Source organism: Pseudomonas sp. FW300-N2A2 (assembly GCF_017351735.1).
Classification (GTDB): domain Bacteria; phylum Pseudomonadota; class Gammaproteobacteria; order Pseudomonadales; family Pseudomonadaceae; genus Aquipseudomonas; species Aquipseudomonas migulae.
Map to the genome: position 1 here is coordinate 1 of NZ_JACNDU010000036.1, position 23469 is coordinate 23469.

Here is a 23469-nt window from a genome sequence, read left to right on the forward strand (position 1 = left end):
AATAGCCGCCATCACCGCAAAAACGGATATGCCCACCAACCAACGGCCAACCAAAGACCAACCAAACACCGGTGTAAACTGATACCCCACCCTATTCCGGCAAAGACAAGGGAGCCCACCCAGCCATGATCGGCGCCGAGCTGCTGTCCCCCGAAACCCTCACCGTCGGCTGGCTGATCTACGTCCCGGCCCTGATCTGGGCCATCGCACGTGCCCCGTGGGTCGAGCTGTTCAGCGACAGCCGCCGCCAGTATCTGTTGTTCGGCACCGTGTTCGCGCTATTCATGCTGTGGCTGGTACGCCGGGATTTCGACACCGGCGTGTCCTATCACTTCATCGGCATGACCGCCGTAACCCTGCTCCTGGACTGGCCCTTGGCGATCGTCGGCGGACTGGTCGCACAAGCAGGCCTGGTAATGCTCGGACGCCAGGACCTAGCCGCCGTCGGCGTGAACGGCGCCTTGTTGATTCTGCTGCCCGTGCTGGTCACCGAGTGCTGCGCAATCCTGGTCGAGCGCGCGCAGCCGCGTAATCCCTTCGTGTATATCTTCGTTTCCGGTTTCTTCGCAGCGGCGCTATCGGCCTTGCTGTGCCTGCTGCTGGCCCTGTGGCTGCTGTGGTTCAACGAGCTGTTCGTCATGCCTTACTGGCTGGAAGATTTTGTCGGTTACCTGTGGCTGATCATCTTTCCCGAAGCCTTCATCAACGGCATGGTCGTCAGCGCACTGGTGGTGTTCAGCCCCGAATGGCTGGAGACCTTCAACCGCACACGCTATCTTTCGGCACCCTGGAAGGACGACGATCCGAAATCTTGATCCACATCAAATCCAAAAAACGTCGACGAATCCATGCTCCGAAAAACCTTCAGGAGCATCGAAAATGAGTGTCTACGAATGGGCAAGGCAGGAGTTGCGCCACAGTCTGGATGCAGCGCAGGAAGTCGGGTTTGATCCGGGGTTGAGCCTGCGCGCCCTGCTCAGCGCGGTGGTGCAGCAGAGCAAGGCCGTGCGCAGTGTCGAGGATCTGGCCGATGAGTTGCAGTTTCTCGCCGAGAACCTCGATGACGGTCAGGACTACGGCTTCATGCGGCCCTGAACCGTCACTTAGTGACGCGGGTCGAAATCACCACTGAACAACTCGTCCTCGGCATCGGGTGCCACTGGAATCTTGTGCTCTTCCGATGCCCACGCCCCCAGGTCGATCAGTTTGCAGCGGTCCGAACAGAACGGCCGGAATGTGCTTTCCGGGGTCCATTCCACAGGGGCGCCGCAGGTTGGGCATTCGACGGTTGGGATCTGGCTCATGACTGGCCTCCACGCAATGTAAGGTAAAAGTGATGCAGGCGTTCGACCTCGCTGTGCAGCCAGGCGAGGTCGCGGTCGTTGACCACCACATCGTCGGCATGGCTCACGCGATCCTGGCGACTGGATTGCGCCTTGAGGATCGCCTGGACCTGTTGTTCGCTGGTCTGGTCACGCTGCAGGGTGCGTTCGATCTGTAGTTGTTCGGGCGCATCGATCACCAGCACTCGCTGGGTCATGGCGTACTGCCCGGACTCGATCAGCAACGGCGAAACCAGAATCGCGTAAGGCGATTGTGCCTTGCCCAGGTGATCGGCGATTTCCCTGGCGATCAGCGGATGCAAAAGCGCTTCGAGCCAGAGGCGTTGCTCAGGCACTTCGAAGATCAGTTTGCGCAACGCTGCGCGATCCAGTTGCCCGTCGGCTTGCAACACGCCGGGGCCAAAATGTTCGGCGATCTGTGCCAGCGCCGGGCGACCCGGCTCCACCACCCAGCGCGCCGCATGATCGGCATCGACCACGTGCACGCCCAGGTCGATGAAGTGCTGGGCGGCCGCGCTTTTGCCGCTGCCGATGCCGCCGGTCAGGCCGAGAATCCAGGGTTTATCCACAGGGGTATTCATTTCAAACCGACAAACTGCCAATAGAAGCCGGTTATTTGACCACCCCAGAGCAATGCAATCCAGCCGGCAATCGCCAGATAGGGACCGAAGGGGATCGGGGTCGAGGTTTTCGCATTGCGCAGGCTCAGCAAAATCATGCCGATAATCGCGCCCACCAGGGACGACAACAGAATGGTCAGCGGCAAAATCTGCCAGCCGCCCCAGGCGCCCAGCATGGCCAACAGCTTGAAATCGCCGTGGCCGATGCCTTCCTTGCCGGTGATCAGCTTGAACAGCCAGAACACCGACCACAGCGCCATGTAGCCCGCAATTGCACCCCACAGCGCCTCGTGCAACGGCACGAACAATCCGAAGCTGTTGACGACCAGTCCCAGCCACATCAGCGGTAGCACCAGCACATCCGGCAACAGTTGATGCTCGGCGTCGATCAGGCTCATGGCCAACAGGCCCCAGCTCAGGACCAGTACCATCCCGGCTTGCCAGCCGAAACCGAAGTGCCAGGCAATGAACGCCGACAGCAGGCCGCAGGCCAGTTCGGTCAAGGGGTAGCGTTTGCTGATGGGCGTTGCGCAGCTTGAGCATCGTCCACGTAAAAACACATAACTGAGCAGCGGGATGTTTTCCCAGGCGCGAATCCGGTGCCCACAATGCGGGCACTCGGAGTGGGGCAGCATCAGGTTGTAGGTCGCAGGCGGTGTTTCGCCAGGCAAACCGAGAATGTCCCGGGCCTGCAATTGCCACTCACGCTCGAGCATTTTCGGCAGGCGCCAGATCACCACATTGAGGAAGCTGCCGACCAGCAAGCCGACCAGCAGTGCAATGACGACAAACGCCAACGGGTACACGGTCAGGATTTCGTTCAAAGGCATGTCAGATCGCATTGCCGAGTTGGAAAATGGGCAGGTACATCGCAACCACCAGGCCGCCGACGATAACACCCAGCACCACCATGATGAATGGCTCCATCAGGCTGGTGAGATTGTCGACCATATTGTCGACTTCCGCCTCATAGAAACTGGCGACCTTGTCGAGCATGTCGTCCAGTGCGCCCGACTCTTCGCCAATGGCCGTCATCTGTATCGCCATGTTCGGAAAGACGCCGGCGGTGCGCATGGAGAAATTCAGCTGCATCCCCGTCGAAACGTCCTGCTTGATACGCAGCACCGCCCGCTTGAACACGATGTTGCCGGTCGCGCCCGCCACTGACTCCAGCGCCTCGACCAGCGGCACACCCGCGGCGAAGGTGGTCGACAGTGTACGGGCGTAACGGGCCACGGCGGACTTGTACATCAATGCGCCAATCAACGGCAGTTTCAGCAGCCAGGTGTCTGTCCGGTCCCGAAAGCCTTGCGATGTCTTGAAGGCGTGGCGCACACCGAATATCGCCGCGATCAGCACGCCAAGCATCAGCCACCACCAATCCTGCATGAACTGCGACAGGCCGATGACCATCACCGTGAACGCCGGCAGTTGCGCACCAAAGCCTTTGAACACCGACTCGAACTGCGGCACCACCTTGACCAGCAGAATCCCGGTGACGATGATCGCGACGAACACCACCGCCAGCGGATAAGTCATGGCTTTCTTGATCTTGGCCTTGAGGCTTTCGCTCTTTTCCTTGTAGGTCGCGACCCGCTCCAACAGGGTGTCCAGCGCGCCGGCCTGTTCGCCGGCATCCACCAGATTGCAGTAGAGCTCATCAAAATACTGCGGCTTTTTGCGCAGGGCTGCCGCGAAGCTGTTACCCGCCGCGACTTCCTGTTTCACCTCGTCCACCAGTTTGCGCATGGCCGGGTTTTCGAAGCCTTCGCCGATGATGTCGAACGATTGCAACAGCGGTACGCCGGCTTTCATCATGGTCGCCATCTGCCGGGTGAACAGGGCAATGTCATTCGCCTTGATGCGTTGGCCGAGGCTGAAAAACGAGGCGGATTTCTTGCGCACCTTGCCGGGGTTGATGCCTTGCTTGCGCAGTTGCGCCTTGATCAGCGCCGGGTTCTGAGCGCTGAGTTCGCCGGTTATTTTCGTACCTTTTTTGTCGGTGCCTTCCCAGGCGTACACACTGATTTTCGCTGCTTTGACCGCCATGTTCAGTCCTTGGTGACCCGGTTGATTTCTTCAAGGCTGGTGATGCCTTGCATGGCCTTGATCAGCCCGGAAGTACGCAGGTCGTTGAAGCCGTCCTTGCGCATCTGGATATCGATTTCCAGCGAATTGCCTTCGGCCATGATCAGCCGTTGCAGGCCTGCTGTGTTCTTCACCACTTCATAAATCCCCACGCGCCCCTTGTAGCCGCCGTTGCACTGATCGCAACCGACCGGCTCATAGATCGTGAATGCGCCAATCCGTTCCTCTGGGAAGCCTTCCTTGATCAATGCCTCGCGGGGAATATCGATGGGCTTCTTGCACTGGCTGCACAGTTTGCGCGCCAGGCGCTGGGCGATGATCAGGCTGACGGACGTCGCGATGTTGAACCCCTGAATGCCCATGTTGTGCAGACGGGTCAGGGTTTCAGCGGCGCTGTTGGTGTGCAGGGTCGACAGCACCAGGTGCCCGGTCTGGGCGGCCTTGATGGCAATTTCGGCGGTTTCCAGGTCGCGGATCTCGCCGACCATGATCACGTCCGGGTCCTGCCGCAAGAAGGAGCGTAGCGCCTGGGCAAAACCCAGACCTTGCTTGGCGTTGACGTTGACCTGGTTGATGCCTTCCATGTTGATCTCCACCGGGTCTTCGGCGGTGGAGATGTTGATGTCCACGGTGTTGAGTATGTTCAGGCCGGTGTAGAGCGACACGGTCTTGCCCGACCCCGTGGGGCCCGTCACCAGAATCATCCCTTGCGGCTGCTTCAGCGCGGCCATGTAGAGGTCTTTCTGGTCCGGCTCGTAGCCGAGGGCGTCGATGCCCATTTGCGCGCTGGATGGGTCGAGGATCCGGATCACCACTTTCTCGCCCCACAGGGTCGGCAGGGTGTTGACCCGGAAGTCGATGGACTTGCTCTTCGACAGGCGCATCTTGATCCGCCCGTCCTGGGGTTTGCGCCGCTCGGAGATGTCGAGGCTGGCCATGACTTTCAGGCGGGCGGCGATGCGGTTGGCCAGTTGAATCGGCGGCTTGGCGACTTCACGCAGCATGCCGTCGGTGCGCATCCGCACGCGGTAGGTTTTTTCATAGGGCTCGAAATGCAGGTCGGAAGAGCCGCTCCTGATCGCGTCCAGCAGCATCTTGTGAACGAAGCGCACCACCGGCGCGTCGTCGGCATCCTGTCCGGCGATGGCGTCCTGTTGGTGGTCATCGATCGACTCGATGTCCATGCCATCGAGGTCGATGTCGGCCATGTCTTCCAGTCCACTGGCATGGTTGTCGAAGAACTTCTCGATGGCATCGCTGAGCTTGTCGTCCTCCACCAGGATGGCTTCGGTGTTCAGCCCGGTGCTGAACTGGATGTCGTTGATGGCCTGGTGATTGGTCGGGTCGCTAACCCCCACGAACAACTTGTTGCCACGCCGCCAGAGGGGCAGGGCGTGGTGCTGGCGAACCAGTTTTTCGCTGACCAGGCCCTTGGGTTGGGTTTCCTTGTCCAGGCAGTTGAGGTCGAGCAGTGCCATGCCGAAATGCTCCGAGGCGATCTCGGCGACCTGGCGGCTTTTCACCAGTTTGTTCTGCACCAGATAACTGACCAGGGAGATTTTATGACGTTGGGCTTGCTGATACGCCTGTTGCGCGCTTTGGTCGGTGAGCAGCTCGGCAAGCACCAATTGCTTGGCCAGACCGCTAAGGGCGATGTCATTCATGGGGATACCGGACACAGACAGTTCATGACTTATAGCCTAGTCAACCGATGACGCCAAACCAGCGCTGCTCTGGTGACAAAAAGTGTCAGATAGTGCGGATCCTGAGGGTAGGACAAGGCCTTGCGTCGTTCTCGCGCCCCGCTAACAGGGGGCAACGGGCTTGGCATGGGCTGTGCTGAGACTGGTTCAGATCATGAGATTTCGACTCATGCATGGAGCTTGTCTATGAGTGCTCAGAAAGGTTTTACGCTTATCGAATTGTTGATCGTGGTGGCGATCATCGGGATTCTGGCGACGTTTGCGTTGCCGGCTTATTCGAAGTATCAGGCTCGGGCGAAAGTGACGGCGGGGTTGGCGGAAATTTCAGCATTGAAGGTTTCGTTTGAAGACCTGATGAATGCCGGCACTGCAGAACCCACCACACTGACGGGCGCCGGCACGACAACGCAGAACTGTGCAATTGCTGTCACCGGCACGGTTGCCTCAGGCGCTGGCACCATTGTCTGCACCCTGCAGAAAGCACCGGCCCCTGTGGCAGGTAAAACCATCACGCTGACTCGCAGTGCCACTGCAGGCTGGTCATGCGCGACCGGCGTGACAGCCGATTACGCACCGCCTGGTTGCACAGCCTCTGCAACTTAATGCTGAAAACGGATAGATAGAAGAATGCCCCATCGTCGGATGGGGCATTTTTTTGGGGGGAAAACTCCAAGCTCGCTGCGCTTCTTGGTGAGATTTGGAAAACCTCACAAATTCATGGCCTTAGGCCCACGTTAAAACCTGCAACTTGCATGTAGAGAATGTCGAAGTCATGCAATTTGCATGATTCCGAAAATCAGTCGATTTTTTAAGTTGTTGATTTATAAGAGGTTAATGACTGTTTCAAAGTTGGCACAGCGTTCGCACTATACCCAGTAACCCTGCTGACAAGACACGCAGCAGACTTTATGAAAAAACAGGAGTTACTCGTATGAAGAAGTTCGCTATCGCTGCCGCTACTGCTACCGCGCTGACCCTGACCATGGCCAACGTTGCATTCGCTCAAACCCAGGCTACCCAAGCCCCAATGGTGCTGGCTGCCGGTGAAGTGACCAAGGCTAAAGAAGCCACTTCCGATACCTGGATCACCACCAAAGTCAAAGCTGACCTGGTGACCGAAAAAGGCATTCCTGGTACCGATATCAAGGTTGAAACCAACAAAGGTGTTGTATCCCTGTCGTCCACCGTCGCGGTGACTGACGCTCAGAAAGCCACCGCCGTGGCCATCGCCAAGAAAATCAAAGGCGTCCAGGCGGTCTCCGCTGACGGCCTGAAAGCCGAGTAAGGCAAGACTTCTCGCCTGAACGGGAGAAGACGCGGTAGACGAGCCGAGTCATGCGTCTGCCGCAACTTGAGAGTTCATGCGACGGCTACAAGGAAGTGGCCATTACAGGCCCCTGACATTCGTGTCCGGGGCCTGTTCTATTCCGGGCCACCACAAAACCCATGTGGGAGCGAGCCTGCTCGCGATGAGGCCATAACATTCAACATCTTTGCTGACTGTTACACCGCTATCGCGAGCAGGCTCGCTCCCACATGGGTTATAGGGTGTATTCAGTTACCGCGCTTGCTGGTGATCTGCTTCAAGCGATTGCCTTCAAACCGCAGGTATTGATACATCCCGCCGTTGGGCCCGTAGGTCCATTCCTCGACCTGGAATTCTTCCCGACGGTTGGCGCTGCGCTTGTAGCCCAACAGGTCTCGACTGACCGGCTCTCCACACTTCTGCAGGACCTCGCTGGACCGGTCGCCGACGCTGACCAACTGGCTGCCGCAGCGCAGGGTATCGGCGGCCGAGGCCTGACTGGCAGCCATTGCCAGTGTCAGGCTGATCAGCAATCGCCTGATCATCACTCGGCATCCAGGTGCAACGGCGTTACCACCCGACCGTCACTTTCTGCTTCGCCGAGGCTGGCATCGATGAAGTACACGCGGTCATCGGCCAACTGCCCCTTGTCGACCAGATAGTCCTTGATGCTGCTGGCGCGATCCTGGCCCAGCTGGCGCAAGAGCACGTCGCTGGTGCTCCAGAACTTGATCACGTCTGCGCGCATTTTTGCGGTGCGTTCTTCCTTGCCCAGGTCCTTCCATTCGGCGGGTGGCTGGGTTTTCAGGCGGGTGCGGTAGATGCCTTCCAGCAGCGGGCCTTTCTCGCCGTCCGGTACTTGCAGCAATGAGGCCTGCGCCGGCACCTTGTCGCCGCGACGCTGGAGCATTTTGTAGTAGTTGTACTGGTATTCCCGTTCCAGGCGTTGCTCGGCGATCAGCGGGCCATCGCTGCTGGCGGCAGCGGTGCCTTCGATCTCCAGGCGCAGGGCCGGACGTTCCTTGAGTGCATTGGACAGTTTGACCAGCGAACCCTCGGCGTCCTTGCTCAGATCGCTCGAGCCCGGCGCGAACGACACCGTACCCAGGTCTTCCGAACCACCACTGACCAGCCCGCCAATCATTTTGAACGGTGCGGCGGCGGCTTTGACGATCAGGTTACGCAGGGTCTGCCAGACAATCGGCATGACGCTGAACTGCGGATTGTTGAGGTCGCCGCTCACTGGCAGCTCGATGGAAATCTTGCCGTCGACGTCCTTGAGCAGGGCAATCGCCAGTTTCAGCGGCAGGCTGACAGCGTCGGGGCTGTCGACCTTTTCACCCAGTTGCAATTGCTCGACCACCACTTTGTTTTCAGCCTTGAGCTGGCCTTTGGTAATCAGGTAATGCAGGTCGAGGTTGAGTCGGCCCTTGCGGATACGGTAGCCGGCGAACTTGCCGGAGTAGGGCGTCAGCGTGGTCAGTTCCACCCGTTTGAAACTGGTGGCGATGTCGAGGCTGGCCATCGGGTCGAACGGGTTGACCGAACCTTTGATGGTCACTGGCGCGTAGCGATCGACCTTGCCCTTGATGTCGACGGTCGCCGGTTTCGCCTGACGGCTGTCGATGGTGCCGATCTGGCCGTTGAGCTGTTGCACGGCGGTGGCGAAGTTCGGGGTCAGGCTGAAGTCGGCGAAGTTGGCCGAACCGTCATTGATGGCAATGCCACCGATGTGAATGCCCAGCGGTTTGTCCTTGCTGACGGGTTTGGCCGCAGCGGTTTTTGCGCCGGAATCGGGCGGTTGCGGGATCAGCAGGTCATCGATGTTGGTGGTGCGGTCATCGTTGATCATGAAACGCACGTAGGGCTGGAACAGGTTGACCTTGTCGATGGACAGGCTGTCGCCGTGCTGATAATTCAGGCCTTCGACCACCACCTGTTGCCACTTGAGAAAGTCGCGGGTTTTCAGGGTGTCGAGGGTGTGCAGCTGATCGATCTGCGCCCGTCCTGTGACGCTGAACGCCAACGGCTCGGTGCTTTTCAGGTTGACCGCCAGATCGCTGCCAAGCATGCCGCTGCGCAGTTCAAGGCGAATGAACGGGGTGATGTAGGACTGGGCGACCCGCAGGTCGATGTCCTTGGTCTGCACGTTCAATTTGGCGCTGACGGGAGCGAGATTGACCTCGCCCTCGGCGGTGATCTTGCCTTGTTTGCCCACGCCGGTGTCGAGCTTGAGGGTAAAAGGCGAGCCATTGAGGCTGTCGAAATTCTGCAGGTCCAGGTTCAGCGGGGTCAAATCCAGTGTCACGGCGGGTTGCGTTTTGCGGTCAGCCAGGTGCACCTGGTAATTGCGCAACTGCACATCTTTCAACAGCACTTGCCAAGGTTTGCTCGGCGGCGTCGGTTCTGGCTTTGGCGAGTCGGCGGCCGCTGGCGTGCTGGCCGGCTCGGCTTTGGCCTTGGCGGCGGCCTTGGACGGTTGGCTGGCGAACAGCTTCTGCCAGTCGAGTTGCCCGTCGGCTTCCAGTGCCGCCCAGGTTTCCAGTTTGTTGCTGCGGATCTTGCCGACGACAACTTGCTGCTTGGCCAGGTCGACCGTGGTTTCAGTCACGTCCAGGCGTTCGAGTTTCGCCAGTGGCCGCCCGTCCGGAGCCTTGATGGCGAAGGGCGCCACGCTCACTGCGACGTTGTTCAGCAGCAGCTCGGTTTCCTTGGACAGGTTGAGTTTGTAGTCGGTGCTCAGGTTCAACACGCCGTTTTCCAGCACCAGCGGCAGCGCGTCACGCACATAGGGCCAAAAGGTTTTCATCTGTCCGTCGGTGATTTTCAGCTTACCTTCGGAGGCGATCGGGATGAGGCTGAAGTTACCGGTCCAGTCGATCTGCCCACCGTTCGGGCCGATGGCCACAAGGGTCATGTCGGCATTGTCATCGGGCAGGGTGCTGAGGTTGTTCAGCTCGAAATCGAGTTTGTCGTAGAGGAACTCGATGGCTTCGCTGGGACGGTCATCCTTGAAATGCACGGCACCACCGGCCAGTTTGATCCGCTCTACGCGCAACGGAAACGGTTTGGCGTCCGGGTCGGCCGGCGTCGGCTCGCTCGCCGGCAGTTTGAACAGACCAAGCAAATTAAGTTTGCCGTCCTTGCCGAAAAGGATTTCGGTCTTCGGCTTGTCCAGTTCGATATCGGACAGGTGCAGCGCCTTGGTCCAGAGGCTGTCGATCTGCAGGTTGGCGTAAAGCCGTTCGAAACCGACCTGTTCCTTGCCCGGTTCGCCGATGATCAGGCCCCACAGGGTGACTTCCAGGCTGAACGGGTTGAGTTCGATTCGCTGAATAGTGGCGGGCGTCGTCGCGTAGTTGGCCAGTTGCTGGTTGGCCACCCGCAATGCGATGCCCGGTAAAATCAGAAACCCCAGCAGGCTGTAGAGGGCCAGAGCAGTCAACAAGGCGCCGATAGCGCGGATCAATCCTTTGGGCATGTGCGGCTTCATCTGTCTGAATCGGAGTGCCTTGGAGTATGGCACGCCAATCCGGTTCCGAAGTAATCGCTCAGCCCAGGATTTTTCAGATTTATCTCACGTGATTCAGAGCTGCAGGATCAGTGTTTTCAGCGGCGGCTGTTGATCCATGGACGGGAAATCGGCGCCCGGTTTCATCACCGTCCATTCGCGCACCGGGCGGCCGGCCTTCTCGGCGCAGCGCAAAACCTGTTCGCGCCAGTCGTCCATGCTGACTTTTGCCAGGTTGTTGCAGCAGATCAGCACGCCATTGTCGGCGGTGGTCAGCAGCGCGGGCTTGAGCAGGCTCTGGTAGTCGCGCAGCAGGTCGACGGTGCCGAAAGCGCTCTTGGCCCAGGCCGGAGGGTCCAGCAAAACCAGATCGTATTGACGTTGTTCCAGGCGTTGATAGCTCGGCAGTTTCTGCCCGCGACGCTGGCTGATGGGCAGGCCGGCGAGTTGGCGAATGGCCGGGAAATAATCGGACTGGATGAATTGCATGGTCGGCAATTGAGGATTGAGCAGACCGTTTTCGCGACCGACCGCCAGGTTGCCCTCGGCGAAGTCCAGGTTGCACACCTCGCTCGCGCCACCGGCCGCAGCGCTCAGGCCGACGCCGCAGGTGTAGGCAAACAGGTTCAGCACGCTTTTGTTCTTGCTGTGATCCTTGACCCAGCCGCGGGTGTTGCGCAGGTCGAGAAACAGCAGCGGATCCTGGCCGGCGTGGCGGCCGCGAACCCGGTAATTCAGGCCCCATTCGTGACCGACCAAGTCTTGCAGGGCGGCTTCGTCGGCGCGGTAGACCGTGTCTTCACGGTCGATGCGCGAGTTGCCCCGGGAGCGGTCGTTGTAGACCAGCAGGGTATCGAGGCCCAGATGTTGGTTGATCGTTTCATGTACTTGCAGCAGGGCGTCGCGCTCCAGCGCCTGATGAAAGCTCTGCACCAACAGCTGCGGGCCGTAGCGGTCGATGGTCAGGCCGCCGGCGCCTTCCTGGCTGCCGTGGAACAGGCGATAGCAATCGGTGCCTTGCTGATGCAGTTCGGCGAGCAGGTCCTGGCGATGTTCGAGGGCGGCGCACAGCGCCTGATTCAAGGAAGACATGCTGGGCGCCTTGCAGGGGAGGGAATTTTGCGCGGGAGTTTAACAGCTTGCGCGATGAAGAACCTGTAGGAGCGAGGCTTGCCCGCGAAGAACGATAACGCGGTGCGTCAGACTAACCGCAGTGTCTTCTTCGCGGGCAAGCCTCGCTCCTACAAATACGGATCAGGTTGGAAGTCCCATCCGTCGCTTCGCCCGATGCACCGAGCCGTTACGCACGGCCCAGCGCAGCATCGGTGCGCTGCGGTTGACGCTGGCGCGGATCAGTTTGCGTTGCAGGGCACTTTGGCGCACGCCGAGCATGTCGCTGGCCCAATCCGGCAGCAGGTCAATGCCTGCCTGCATCATCAACCCACCGAACGGCTTGGCCAGACGGCTCGGGGAGGGTGCGTTCAACAACAGTCGCAACACCTCGCGACTGCGCTCGTCGCACAGCAATTGCGGACGAATGCGCTCAAGGTATTCGGCCGTTTCCTGTCGCGAACGCGGTACGTCCCGCGCGCCCAGGCGTTCGGCGACCAAGGCGATTTCATCGTAGTAACGGTCCTGATCGGCCAGCGAAAGGTGTGGGTTGCGATAACGCAAATGCGCCGCGAGGAAGTTGCTGACTTCGGCCACGTGCACCCAGGTGAGCAGATCTGGATCACTGGCGGCGTAAGGCCGGCCATCCGGCGCGGTGCCGGTCACTTGCAGGTGGATGGTGCGGACTTTCTCGATCAGCCAGTCAGCATCTTTACGCGAGCCGAAGGTGGTGCCGGAAATGAACTGCCCGGTGCGGCGAAGGCGACCGAGCATGTCCTCGCGAAAATTCGAATGGTCCCAGACCCCGGCCAGCGCCAAGGGGTGCAGGGCTTGCAGCATCAACGCGCTGATGCCGCCGATGAGCATGCTGCTGAAGTCTCCGTGGACTTGCCAACTGACCGAATCAGGGCCGAACAGGCCGGGATCACCCTTGGGGTTTTCCAGGTCGAGCTTGCCGAGGGACAGGCCGGTGAGGCTCATGACCTGGGTTTCGATGCGGCTGCGGATGAATTCCATGGCGACTCATTGCTGAAAAAAAAGATCTGGCATCACACATTACCCCTGTAGGAGCCGGCTTGCCGGCGATAGCGGCCTATCAATCGACAAAAATGTTGAATGACACACTGCTATCGCCGGCAAGCCGGCTCCTACAAGGGCAAGGCGTGCACACGTTATTGGTTCAGGCGTTTATCCACCAGATCCTGAACCACGCTAGGGTCGGCCAACGTCGAGGTGTCGCCCAGGCTGTCCAGCTCATTGCAGGCGATCTTGCGCAGAATCCGTCGCATGATCTTGCCCGAACGGGTTTTCGGCAAGGCCGGTGCCCACTGGATCAGGTCCGGTTTGGCAAAGCTGCCGATTTCCTTGCTGACGTGGGCCAGCAATTCCTTCTTCAGTTCATCGGTGGGGTCGGTACCGTTCATGGGCGTGACAAAGGCATAGATGCCCTGGCCTTTGACGTCGTGAGGGTAACCGACCACCGCCGCTTCGGCGATGCTGTCGTGCAGCACCAGCGCGCTTTCCACTTCGGCGGTGCCGATGCGGTGGCCGGAAACGTTGATCACGTCGTCAATGCGCCCGGTGATCCAGTAGTCGCCGTCCTCATCGCGCCGCGCGCCGTCGCCGGTGAAATAGTAGCCAGGGTAGGGTTTGAAATAGGTGTCGACCATCCGTTGCGGATCGCCGTAGACGCTGCGGATCTGTGCCGGCCAGCTGGATTTGATCGCCAGCACGCCGCTGCCGGCGCCTTTGATTTCCTTGCCCACTTCGTCGAGCAACACCGGCTGCACACCGAACATCGGTTGCGTGGCGCAGCCGGGTTTGATCCGCTGCGCGCTCACCAGCGGGCTGAGCATGATGCCGCCGGTTTCGGTCTGCCACCAGGTGTCAACGATCGGGCAACGCTGTTCGCCGACGACGTTGAAATACCAATCCCACGCTTCCGGGTTGATCGGCTCACCGACGCTGCCGAGTAATCTGAGGCTCGCGCGGGACGTTTCCTTCAGCGGTTCGGGGCCTTCGCGCATCAGCGAGCGCAGGGCGGTGGGGGCGGTGTAGAAGATGTTCACGTGGTGCTTGTCGATCACCTGCCAGAAGCGCGAACTGCTCGGGTAGCTCGGCACGCCTTCGAAGATCAGCGTGGTCGCGCCGTTGGCCAGCGGGCCGTAGACGATGTAACTGTGGCCGGTGACCCAGCCGACATCGGCGGTGCACCAGAAGACTTCGTTGTCGCGGTAGTCGAGCACGTATTTGAAGGTCATCGCCGCTTGCAGCAGGTAACCGCCGGTGGTGTGCAACACGCCTTTGGGTTTGCCGGTGCTGCCGGAGGTGTAGAGGATGAACAGCGGGTCTTCGGCGTCCATGGGTTCCGGCGGGCAATTGTCGTCGACGTCGCGCAGGGCCTGGTGATACCAGAGGTCGCGGCCTTCGACCCAGTCGACATCGCCCTGGGTGCGCTCGACCACGATCACGGTGCTGACGTTCGGGCAACTTTTCAGCGCCTGGTCGACTTTCTGCTTGAGCTGTACGAATTTGCCGCCGCGCACGCCTTCATCGGCGGTGATCACGGTGCGGCAGTCGGCATCGAGAATGCGGTCGCGCACCGAGTCCGGGGAGAAACCGCCAAACACCACCGAATGCACCGCACCGATTCGCGTGCAGGCGAGCATGGCGTAGGCGGCTTCGGGGATCATCGGCATGTAAATGCACACACGGTCGCCTTTCTTCACGCCACGGCTTTTGAGCACATTGGCCAGGCGGCAGACGTTGTGATGCAGTTTTTTGTAAGTGATCTGGGCCGATTCGGCGGGGTCATCGCCTTCCCAGAGGATTGCGATCTGATCGCCGCGTTTTTCCAGGTGGCGGTCGATGCAGTTGTAGCTGACGTTTAATTTTCCGCCGGCAAACCAGCTGGCTTCGCCGGTTTTCAGGTCATAGCGCTGGACGGTTTTCCACGGTGTGCTCCAGTCGAGGAAGCGTGTGGCCTGTTCAGCCCAGAATTCACTGGGGTGCTCGATGGATTGACGGTACAGGCGCTTGTAGTCGTCTTGACTGAGGTGTGCGGCCCGGCGGACGGCATCGGCTTTGGGGAACGTGCTGATATCGAACATGACGGTTCCTTCTTCTTGTTTTTGCGACAAGAGGGGAGCTACGCGACCCTCGTAGGAGCCGGCTTGCTGGCGATAGCGGCGTATCAGTCGACAAAAATGTTGAATGACACACCGCTATCGCCAGCAAGCCGGCTCCTACAAGGTTAGTACCGTCTGTAGGAGTGGCGTCAGATTAACCGCGGTGACGACCGCGGAAGTAGTTGATCAGCCCTTGGGTAGAAGCATCGTCAGCCGGGGTTTCTTCGCTGCCGACCAGGCGGTTGTAGACGCCTTTGCCCAGCTCTTTGCCCAGCTCCACGCCCCACTGGTCGAAGGCGTTGATGCCCCAGATCACGCTTTGCACGAAGACTTTGTGTTCGTACATCGCCACCAGTGCGCCGAGACGACGCGGGCTGATGCGTTCGACCACCAGGGTGTTGCTCGGACGGTTGCCCGGGATCACCTTGTGCGGCGCGAGCTTCTGCACGTCGGCTTCGGCCATGCCTTTGTCACGCAGCTCGGATTCGGCCTCGGCGCGGGTCTTGCCGAGCATCAGTGCCTGGCTTTGCGACAGGCAGTTGGCGTACAGCCACTGGTGGTGATCGGACACCGGGTTGAAGCTGACGATCGGCACAATGAAGTCGGCCGGAATCAGTTGGGTCCCTTGGTGCAGCAACTGGTGATATGCGTGCTGACCGTTGCAGCCCACGCCACCCCAGATCACCGGACCGGTATCAGTGGACACCGGCGTGCCGTCCTGGCGCACGCTCTTGCCGTTGGATTCCATGTCCAGCTGTTGCAAGTGTTTGGTGATGTTGCGCAGGTAGTGGTCGTACGGCAGGATCGCGTGGCTCTGCGCGCCCCAGAAGTTGCCGTACCAGACACCGAGCAACGCCAGCAGCACCGGCATGTTCTGTTCGAATGGCGCGCTCTGGAAATGCTGGTCCATGGTGTAGGCACCGGACAGCAGTTCCTTGAAGTTCGACATGCCGATGGCCAGGGCAATCGGCAAACCGATGGCCGACCACAGCGAATAACGGCCGCCAACCCAATCCCACATCGGGAAGATGTTTTCTTCGCGGATACCGAACGCCACGGCGGCGGCATTGTTGCTCGAGACCGCGATGAAGTGACGATACAGCTCGGCTTCCGAACCACCCTGAGCCAGGTACCAGGCGCGAGCGGCCTGGGCGTTTTTCAGGGTTTCGAGGGTGTTGAAGGACTTCGACGAAACGATAAACAGCGTGGTCTCGGCGCGCAGCTTCATGGTCAGTTCATGAAGCTCGGTGCCGTCGATGTTCGCCAGGTAATGGCAGCGCACGCCTTTCTGGGCGTAGGACAGCAGGGCTTCGGAAACCAGCTCTGGGCCGAGGAACGAGCCACCGATGCCGATGTTCACCACGTCGGTGATCGGCTTCTCGGTGTAACCGCGCCACAGACCGTCGTGGATACGGCCCACGAGGTCGGTGATCTTGTTCAAGACCTTGTGTACTTCGGGCATCACGTTGACGCCGTTGACCGACAGCTTCTCGCCCACTGGGCGGCGCAGCGCGGTGTGCAGGGCCGGGCGTCCTTCGGAAGAGTTGACGATTTCGCCTTCGAACAGCGCCTTGATCGCGCCCTTGAGGTCAACTTCATTGGCCAGGCCCACCAGCAGATTGCGGGTCTCGGCGTTGATCAGGTTCTTCGAGTAGTCGAGAAACAGGCCGCAGCTGCTGAGGGTGAATTGGGTAAAGCGCTGCGGATCGGCATTGAAGGCTTCGCGCATGCTGAAATCCTGCATGGCTTGGCGGTGGTCATTCAGCGCCTGCCAGGCGGGCAGAGCGGTCACGTCTTGAGGAGTGCGGTAGTACGCCATCGCTGCGGGTTTCCTTTTTACTTGAACGGCCTTTTGAACACTAAAAATCCCGGAGCGCCGTGGGTGGGCGTCCGGTCAACTGCGTCGACACGATTTCATGGCACAGGGCGAATACAGTAAACCTCGCGCTGCGATCTGTCTTGACTTTGTCTGACCCGTTCCCGGTACTTTTTTGTACATGAAGCAGGGAACGGTCCGACAAACGGAAGAGAAGGTTCGGTCAGGCGACCTGAACCGGAATGGCATTGCTGGTGTGGCTCAGCTCGTTACCCGGTGCCATGTAGAGCATGCGCGGCTTGAAGTTGAGCAGCTCGGCTTCGCTGTAGTGAGCGTAAGCACAGATGATCACACGGTCACCGACCTTGGCCTTGTGGGCGGCGGCGCCATTGACCGAGATCATGCGCGAGCCTTCTTCGCCACGAATGGCGTAGGTGGTGAAGCGTTCGCCGTTGTCGACGTTGTAGATCTGGATCTGTTCGTATTCACGGATGCCGGACAAGTCCAGCCATTCGCCGTCAATGGCGCAAGAACCTTCGTAATCGAGTACTGCGTGGGTGACTTCGGCGCGATGCAGCTTGGCCTTGAGCATGATGGCGTGCATGAGTGTTTCCCAGGTCGGAATCGAACGGCGGGCAGTTTGCCCGAAGCGATTGTGGGCAGCAATACAGGGGCGAGGCAACGCAACTCCCTGTAGGAGCGAAGCTTGCTCGCGAAGGCGCCGTGTCAGTCGATGCAGATGTCGAATGACGCGATGCCTTCGCGAGCAAGCTTCGCTCCTACAGAGGGGTTGTGGTGTTCAGACGGGTGCGTCGAGGTTCAGGTGCAGGTTGTCGATCAACCGCGTGGTGCCGAGGAACGCCGCCACCAGAATCACCAGGTCCCGATCTTCCTCCGTCGCCGGGCGCAAGCTCAGCGCATGGCGGATTTCCAGGTAGTCGGTACGCAAACCCGCAGCTTCAAGCTGTTTGGTCTGTGCGGCGATCAACGCCGGATAATCGCGCTCACCCTGTTTAATGGCATCAGCAATCGAGGTCAGCGTGCGATATACAACCGGCGCCACGGCCCGCTGTTCTTCACTGAGAAAGCCGTTGCGCGATGACAATGCCAGCCCATCGGCCGCACGGACCGTCGGCTCGCCGATGATCTGGATCGGCATGTTCAGGTCATGCACCAGCGCGCGAATCACGGCCAGTTGCTGGAAATCTTTCTGGCCAAAGATCGCCAGGTCCGGCTGAACCATGTTGAACAGTTTGCTGACCACCGTCGCCACGCCTTCGAAATGCCCCGGACGGCTGGCGCCGCACAGGCCTTCGGACAGTTGTGGAACGCTGACGCGGGTCTGGCCGGTCATGCCGTCGGGGTACATTTCTTCTACGGCGGGCGCGAACAACAAGTGGCAACCGGCTTCGAGCAGTTGTTCCTGATCCGCTGCCAGGGTGCGCGGGTACTTGTCGAGGTCTTCGCCGGCGCCGAATTGCAGCGGGTTGACGAAAATACTCGCGACCACGAAGTCCGCCCGTTGGGAGGCCTTGGTAATCAGCGCAATATGACCGCTGTGCAGGTTGCCCATGGTCGGTACGAAGGCGATACGCTTGCCTTCACTGCGGGCGCGGGCCACGGCGGCCCGCAATTCGCGTACGGTTTTTACGGTGTTCATGCAGAGAATCCGTGTTCGATACCAGGGAAAGTCGCCGCTTTGACTTCAGTGACATAAGCGCTCAGGGCCGCGTGAATGCTGGTTTGGCCGTTCATGAAGTTCTTCACGAACTTTGGCACTCGGCCAGTGATCGACAGGCCAAGCATGTCGTGCAGCACCAGGACCTGGCCGTCGGTACCGCTGCCGGCGCCGATGCCGATCACCGGAATCCCCACTGCCTGGGTGATTTCCTGAGCCAGTTCACTCGGCACGCATTCGAGCAGCAGCATGGCGGCACCGGCCTGTTCCAAGGCGATGGCGTCGGCGCGCATCTGCCGTGCCTGGTTCTCGCTACGGCCCTGGACTTTGTAACCGCCCAGAATGTTCACCGATTGCGGCGTCAGGCCCATGTGCGCGCACACCGGGATGCCGCGCTCGGCCAGCAGACGGATCGAGTCCGCCAGCCACAGCGCACCTTCGACCTTGACCATGTGTGCACCGGCCTGCATTAACTGGGCGCTGTTGGTCATGGTTTGTTCGATAGTGGCGTAGGCCATGAAGGGCAGGTCGGCGAGGATAAACGCGTCGGTGTTACCGCGTTTGACGGCGGCGACGTGGTAAGCCATCTCGGCGGTGGTCACCGGCAGGGTGCTGTCGTGACCTTGCAGAACCATGCCGAGGGAGTCGCCCACCAGCAGCACTTCGACGCCGGCTTCATTGCAGGCGTGGGCGAAGGTCGCGTCATAGCAGGTCAGCATGGTGATTTTTTCACCTTTTTGCTTGAGACCTTGCAGAGTGGTCAGGGTGATGGCTGGCATGAAAAGTTCCTCATTCAGGCGCTGTGGAAACTACTGCGAGTAACGCGCGTGATTCTTCGTTAAATACAGGCGCACGGTCTGTTGTCGTGCTTTTAAGGCCTGGATTGCGCCCTTTAACGCCGTGTTGGCGGCAGCGGGACGCCTATAGTCGTGAGGAGAACTCGGGAAGTCAATTGCGTGTGTTACCGCATTGTTACGCGTGGGGTGTTACCGAAGTAACTGATGCGATTCAGCACCTGCAGATCTTATGCACAACACAAATCCCCTGTGGGAGCGAGCCTGCTCGCGATAGCGGTGTGTCATTCAGCATTGATGCCGACTGATCCACCGCTATCGCGAGCAGGCTCGCTCCCACAGGGGATGTGCGTTAATTCGGGGGGAGGCGTTCCAACCCGACGAACGGGCAGGCTGCGAGTAGTTCTTTCAGACTGCGGCCATCGGCCAACCGCAAATCCACTGGCGCCAACTCGGCCAGCGGATACAGAACGAACGCGCGTTCCTGCATATGGTAGTGGGGCACTTTGAGGCGTGGCTCGTCGATCAGCCGATCACCGAACAGCACGATGTCGAGGTCGAGCGTGCGTGGCCCCCAGCGCTCAAGACGCTCGCGGCCCTGTCCGTTCTCGATGGCTTGCAGCGCATCGAGCAATTCCAGCGGGGCAAGCGTGCTGTCGAGGGCGGCCACTGCGTTGGTGTAACGCGGTTGGCCAGGCAGCAGCGAATCGCTCTGATAAAACCCGGAAACCCCGACCAGTTCAGTCTGCGGCAACCGCGCCAGCGCTTCGACGGCGCTGCGCAATTGTTCGGCGGGGTCAGCCAGGTTGCTGCCCATGCCGATGTAGATGCGTTCCATGCTTACTCGCCCGTGGTGCTCGGTGCGCCGGCTGCACGTTTGCGCTTGGCACCGCCGCTGCGGCGACGTTTGCGTGGTGCGCCAGTGCCGTCTTCCTTGCCACTGAGGTCGCGGATCATGTCACGACGTTCGCTGTCGTTGGCGTCCTGATAATCCGTCCACCATTCGCCCAGGCCATCGGTCTGTTCGCCAGCGCTTTCGCGCAGCAGCAGGAAGTCGTAACCGGCGCGGAAACGCGGGTTGTCCAGCAGCAGGTCGGCGCGTTTGCCGCTGCGGCGCGGCAGGCGTTCCTGCATGTCCCAGATCTCGCGGATCGGCATGGTGAAGCGTTTTGGGATCGCGATCCGCTGGCACTGTTCGGCAATCAGCTCGTGCGCCGCTTCCTGCATCGCCGGAATCGGCGGCATGCCACGTTCCTGCAAGCGCAGCACGCGGGCGGGCAGGGCAGGCCAGAGCAGGGCCGCAAACAGGAACGCCGGGGTCACCGGTTTGTTCTGCTTGATGCGCAGGTCGGTGTTGATCAGCGCTTCGCTGATCAGGGTGTGGGTGTACGTCGGGTTGTATTCCAGCGCCTCGGCACTGGCCGGGAACAGCGGATCGAACAGCTGCAGGTCGACCAGCATCTCGAAGGTGTCCGCGGCGTGGCCGGAGAGGAACAGCTTGAGCACTTCTTCGAACAGACGGGCCGACGGGATCTCGCGCAGCATCGGTGCCAGGTCGCGGATCGGCAGGGCGCTGTGTTTTTCGATGCCGAAATTCAGCTTGGCGGCAAAACGCACGGCGCGCAGCATCCGCACCGGGTCTTCCTGGTAGCGTTGTTTCGGATCGCCGATCAGGCGGATCAGATGGTTGCGGATGTCGTGTACGCCGTTGGCGTAGTCGAGGATGCGCTCGCTGACCGGATCGTAATACAGGGCGTTGATGGTGAAGTCGCGGCGTTGCGCGTCTTCTTCCAGCGTGCCGTAGACGTTATCGCGCAGAATGCGCCCGCTCTCGTTGCGGGAAGACTGGTTGCTGTCTTCCTCTTCATCGTTTTGCGGGTGATTGGCGCGGAAGGTCGCGACTTCAATGATTTCGCGGCCAAAGTGGATATGCACCAGTTTGAAGCGGCGGCCGATGATCCGCGCATTGCGGAATTCGGCGCGCACCTGTTCAGGGGTGGCACTGGTGGCGACGTCAAAGTCTTTCGGTGTGATGCCGAGCATCATGTCACGCACACAACCGCCGACCAGGTAAGCCTGGTAACCGGCGTTCTGCAGGCGTTCGACGATATTCACCGCGTAACGGCTGAATTGTGCCTTTTGCAGCGAGTGTTGGCCGCTGTTAAGCACTTCAGGCGTGCTGCGGATGTGTTGCGTATGACGCTTGGGAGAACGGAATGACTGGAACAGCTTCTTCAGCATGGGATGCACTGTTTGAAGGAATGTTCGGCCAAAACGAAGAATGACCGCATGATGGGCGGGGATTCTAGCATTTAGTCGGGGGATGGTGTAGGAAGCTGCGCAAGCGCTTGAAGGGCGTGTCTGGCACGGGCGTAAACGCCAGAAACTACAAGGGGAGCCGAAGCTCCCCAAGAAGTAGTTGCATGTTCTATTTTTGTTATTGGTTTCGGGCTTCTTGTTTTTGTTGAGTGCCCGCGTCATGAAGTTTTCCTTCATGACCCTCCCAATCGGGAGCCAAGAGCAAACGGATTGCTTTGGTCGCTGTGCTGCAGTGATCTTGCGATCCAACCAGTTCAGGCTCTGTCTCAAGACAGTTTTTTGTTGTTCTCGGCCTGGTCGTGGGGCAAGCCCCAAATACAACGCCTCTCCAAAAGAATCAGTTAGCTACGCCTCATGCCGTCTTGTTTTTATTGTGCGTGAGTCGATACGTCTTATTTTTATTGTCTTGTACATTGCTTGTTATTGTTCTTGTACCAAACATATAGCAGGGTGCGTGCCAACTTTTGCGAAGCCTAGCAAAACAAGGGGTTACGTCACTTGATGGGCTTTTTTGAGGCCAAAAAAAACCGGGGCTTCGTTACCGTAAGCCCCGGTTTCTGTTACGTGAAAAAACTGGGGTAACAGTTTCTTCACACAATCATGTGTTACCCGCTCAGCTCTCGCTGGCCACCCCGGTCTTGCGCCGCGGAATGCCCAGGCGTTGGCGGCGTTCCCACAGGCATTTACGGCTGACGCCCAGTTTGCGTGCCAGCTCGGTTTCGGTCATGTGGTCCTGATGTTCGAGGACGAAGTGCTGGAAGTAGTCTTCCAGTGACAGGTCTTCGGTCGGCTCATGATTGTTGTTGCCGGCGCCGTTGCCCTGTTGCGGAGGCAGGCCGATGAACTCGTCGTCTTCCAGGTCGCTCAGCTCGATGTCGATGCCCAGCAGCTCGGCGGAAATTTCCGGGCTCTCGCACAGGATGACCGCGCGCTCGACCGCGTTTTCCAGTTCGCGCACGTTGCCCGGCCAGGAGTAATGACGAATCGCCTGTTCGGCGTCTGCGGCGAACTTCAGATCGGTGCGGTTGACCCGCGCGCTCTGCCGCGCCAGGAAGGCATTGGCGATTTCGTTGACGTCGGCACCGCGCTCACGCAGGGCCGGCAGTTTCAGGGCGATCACGTGGAGGCGGTAATACAAGTCTTCACGGAACTGGCCGATCTTCGCGAGGCTCTTGAGGTCCCGGTGAGTCGCGGCGATCAAGCGCACATCGACTTTCTGCGACTGGACCGAACCGACCCGGCGAATTTCGCCTTCCTGCAACACGCGCAGCAAGCGGGCCTGGGCTTCCAGTGGCAGTTCGCCGATTTCGTCGAGGAACAAGGTGCCGCCATCAGCCGCTTCCACCAGGCCTGCACGCCCGGCGCTGGCACCGGTGAACGCGCCTTTTTCGTGGCCGAACAGTTCGGACTCGATCAGGCTTTCCGGAATCGCCGCGCAGTTCACCGAAATCATCGGTGCCTTGGCGCGCCTGGACAGGTTGTGCAGGGCGCGGGCCACCAGTTCTTTACCGGTACCGGACTCGCCCTGGATCAGGACATTGGAATCGGTCGGCGCGACTTTGCGGATCTTGCTGTACAGATCCTGCATCGGCGGGCACGAACCGATGATGCCGATTTCGCCGTTGCTGTTGTCGACACCCGGTTTCGCCGCGCCATTGCCGGCTTTGCCGACGGCAGGTTCACCGCTGGCCTGTACCGATTGCCGGTCACGCAGGATGCGTGCGACGGCCTGGAGCATTTCGTCGTGGTCGAAAGGCTTGGCGATGTAATCCACCGCGCCCATCTTCATGGAGTCGACCGCCGAGCGCAGGCTGGCGTAGCTGGTCATGATCAGCACCGGCGTGCCCTGGCCGAGTTTGATCAACTCGGTGCCCGGCGCGCCAGGCAAACGCAGGTCGCTGACGATCAGGTCGAACGTGGGAATGGTGAAGCGTTCTTGTGCTTCCTGCACTGAACCGGCTTCGCTGACCTGGTACTGGTTACGTTCCAGCAGGCGGCGCAAGGCGGAGCGGATAATTGTTTCGTCTTCGACGATCAAAATGTGCGGCATTGA

General features: G+C 59.8%; 21 protein-coding genes. 4 read left to right on the forward strand and 17 right to left on the reverse strand.

Annotated features, from left to right (window positions below; genetic code table 11):
- Nucleotides 1-125: 125 nt before the first annotated feature.
- A complete protein-coding gene (locus J4E42_RS26390) occupies nucleotides 126-815 on the forward strand; it encodes an energy-coupling factor ABC transporter permease (protein WP_207286521.1) in 690 nt (229 codons plus the stop codon).
- A 64-nt stretch (nucleotides 816-879) separates the two neighbouring features.
- The gene (locus J4E42_RS26395; RefSeq protein ID WP_008033212.1) at nucleotides 880-1095 is read left to right on the forward strand and encodes a hypothetical protein; all 216 of its coding nucleotides are present in this window, start codon (nucleotides 880-882) and stop codon (nucleotides 1093-1095) included.
- A gap of 8 nt (nucleotides 1096-1103) precedes the next feature.
- Here the strand turns inward: J4E42_RS26395 and yacG are convergent, their stop codons facing one another.
- Genes yacG through pilB form a run of 5 tightly spaced genes read right to left on the reverse strand, consistent with a single transcriptional unit; the run spans nucleotide 1104 to nucleotide 5715 of the window.
- The gene (yacG, locus tag J4E42_RS26400; protein WP_008033210.1) at nucleotides 1104-1304 is read right to left on the reverse strand and encodes a DNA gyrase inhibitor YacG; all 201 of its coding nucleotides are present in this window, start codon (nucleotides 1302-1304) and stop codon (nucleotides 1104-1106) included.
- On the reverse strand, nucleotides 1301-1924 hold the full coding sequence (coaE, locus tag J4E42_RS26405; RefSeq protein WP_008033209.1) for a dephospho-CoA kinase: 624 nt from the start codon (nucleotides 1922-1924) through the stop codon (nucleotides 1301-1303). The genes yacG and coaE overlap by 4 nt, the downstream gene beginning before the upstream one ends.
- The gene (locus tag J4E42_RS26410) at nucleotides 1921-2793 is read right to left on the reverse strand and encodes an A24 family peptidase (RefSeq protein WP_207286522.1); all 873 of its coding nucleotides are present in this window, start codon (nucleotides 2791-2793) and stop codon (nucleotides 1921-1923) included. The genes coaE and J4E42_RS26410 overlap by 4 nt, the downstream gene beginning before the upstream one ends.
- A gap of 1 nt (nucleotide 2794) precedes the next feature.
- The gene (locus tag J4E42_RS26415; RefSeq protein ID WP_192227988.1) at nucleotides 2795-4012 is read right to left on the reverse strand and encodes a type II secretion system F family protein; all 1218 of its coding nucleotides are present in this window, start codon (nucleotides 4010-4012) and stop codon (nucleotides 2795-2797) included.
- 2 nt (nucleotides 4013-4014) lie between these two features.
- Nucleotides 4015-5715: a type IV-A pilus assembly ATPase PilB gene (gene pilB / locus J4E42_RS26420; protein ID WP_207286523.1), complete on the reverse strand. Its 1701-nt coding sequence runs from the start codon at nucleotides 5713-5715 to the stop codon at nucleotides 4015-4017.
- 225 nt (nucleotides 5716-5940) lie between these two features.
- Here pilB and J4E42_RS26425 point away from each other — a divergent pair, with 225 nt between their 5' ends.
- Together J4E42_RS26425 and J4E42_RS26430 are read left to right on the forward strand one after the other, a co-directional pair.
- A complete protein-coding gene (locus J4E42_RS26425) occupies nucleotides 5941-6357 on the forward strand; it encodes a pilin (RefSeq protein ID WP_008033203.1) in 417 nt (138 codons plus the stop codon).
- A 328-nt stretch (nucleotides 6358-6685) separates the two neighbouring features.
- Nucleotides 6686-7039: a BON domain-containing protein gene (locus J4E42_RS26430; protein WP_008042835.1), complete on the forward strand. Its 354-nt coding sequence runs from the start codon at nucleotides 6686-6688 to the stop codon at nucleotides 7037-7039.
- Nucleotides 7040-7308: 269 nt separating this feature from the next.
- On the opposite strand, the gene J4E42_RS26435 is transcribed toward J4E42_RS26430, so the two are convergent.
- The 12 genes from J4E42_RS26435 to J4E42_RS26490 all read right to left on the reverse strand — a co-directional run bounded on the left by J4E42_RS26435 (nucleotide 7309) and on the right by J4E42_RS26490 (nucleotide 23466).
- The gene (locus J4E42_RS26435) at nucleotides 7309-7605 is read right to left on the reverse strand and encodes a DUF2845 domain-containing protein (protein WP_192419982.1); all 297 of its coding nucleotides are present in this window, start codon (nucleotides 7603-7605) and stop codon (nucleotides 7309-7311) included.
- Nucleotides 7605-10541, reverse strand: a complete 2937-nt coding sequence (locus tag J4E42_RS26440; protein WP_207286524.1) for a DUF748 domain-containing protein — start codon at nucleotides 10539-10541, stop codon at nucleotides 7605-7607. Before J4E42_RS26440 ends, J4E42_RS26435 begins: the two co-directional genes overlap by 1 nt.
- A gap of 105 nt (nucleotides 10542-10646) precedes the next feature.
- On the reverse strand, nucleotides 10647-11663 hold the full coding sequence (locus J4E42_RS26445) for a class I SAM-dependent rRNA methyltransferase (RefSeq protein ID WP_008033195.1): 1017 nt from the start codon (nucleotides 11661-11663) through the stop codon (nucleotides 10647-10649).
- 162 nt (nucleotides 11664-11825) lie between these two features.
- The gene (locus J4E42_RS26450) at nucleotides 11826-12698 is read right to left on the reverse strand and encodes an oxygenase MpaB family protein (RefSeq protein WP_008042829.1); all 873 of its coding nucleotides are present in this window, start codon (nucleotides 12696-12698) and stop codon (nucleotides 11826-11828) included.
- A gap of 155 nt (nucleotides 12699-12853) precedes the next feature.
- Nucleotides 12854-14791, reverse strand: coding sequence for an acetate--CoA ligase (acs, locus tag J4E42_RS26455; RefSeq protein ID WP_008033192.1), 1938 nt, complete (start codon nucleotides 14789-14791; stop codon nucleotides 12854-12856).
- A gap of 172 nt (nucleotides 14792-14963) precedes the next feature.
- A complete protein-coding gene (gene pgi, locus J4E42_RS26460) occupies nucleotides 14964-16628 on the reverse strand; it encodes a glucose-6-phosphate isomerase (protein ID WP_008033191.1) in 1665 nt (554 codons plus the stop codon).
- 220 nt (nucleotides 16629-16848) lie between these two features.
- A complete protein-coding gene (gene panD, locus J4E42_RS26465) occupies nucleotides 16849-17229 on the reverse strand; it encodes an aspartate 1-decarboxylase (RefSeq protein WP_003228271.1) in 381 nt (126 codons plus the stop codon).
- Nucleotides 17230-17424: 195 nt separating this feature from the next.
- Nucleotides 17425-18285, reverse strand: a complete 861-nt coding sequence (gene panC, locus J4E42_RS26470; protein WP_207286525.1) for a pantoate--beta-alanine ligase — start codon at nucleotides 18283-18285, stop codon at nucleotides 17425-17427.
- Complete coding sequence (panB, locus tag J4E42_RS26475) at nucleotides 18282-19082, reverse strand: 3-methyl-2-oxobutanoate hydroxymethyltransferase (protein ID WP_008033189.1); 801 nt, start codon at nucleotides 19080-19082, stop codon at nucleotides 18282-18284. The genes panC and panB overlap by 4 nt, the downstream gene beginning before the upstream one ends.
- Before the next feature lie 367 nt (nucleotides 19083-19449).
- Nucleotides 19450-19935 (reverse strand): 2-amino-4-hydroxy-6-hydroxymethyldihydropteridine diphosphokinase, encoded by a 486-nt coding sequence (gene folK, locus J4E42_RS26480; protein WP_207286526.1) that lies wholly within the window; start codon nucleotides 19933-19935, stop codon nucleotides 19450-19452.
- Nucleotides 19936-19937: 2 nt separating this feature from the next.
- A complete protein-coding gene (locus tag J4E42_RS26485) occupies nucleotides 19938-21338 on the reverse strand; it encodes a polynucleotide adenylyltransferase PcnB (protein WP_008033187.1) in 1401 nt (466 codons plus the stop codon).
- Nucleotides 21339-22029: 691 nt separating this feature from the next.
- Complete coding sequence (locus J4E42_RS26490; RefSeq protein ID WP_008036379.1) at nucleotides 22030-23466, reverse strand: sigma-54 dependent transcriptional regulator; 1437 nt, start codon at nucleotides 23464-23466, stop codon at nucleotides 22030-22032.
- Nucleotides 23467-23469 lie beyond the last annotated feature (3 nt).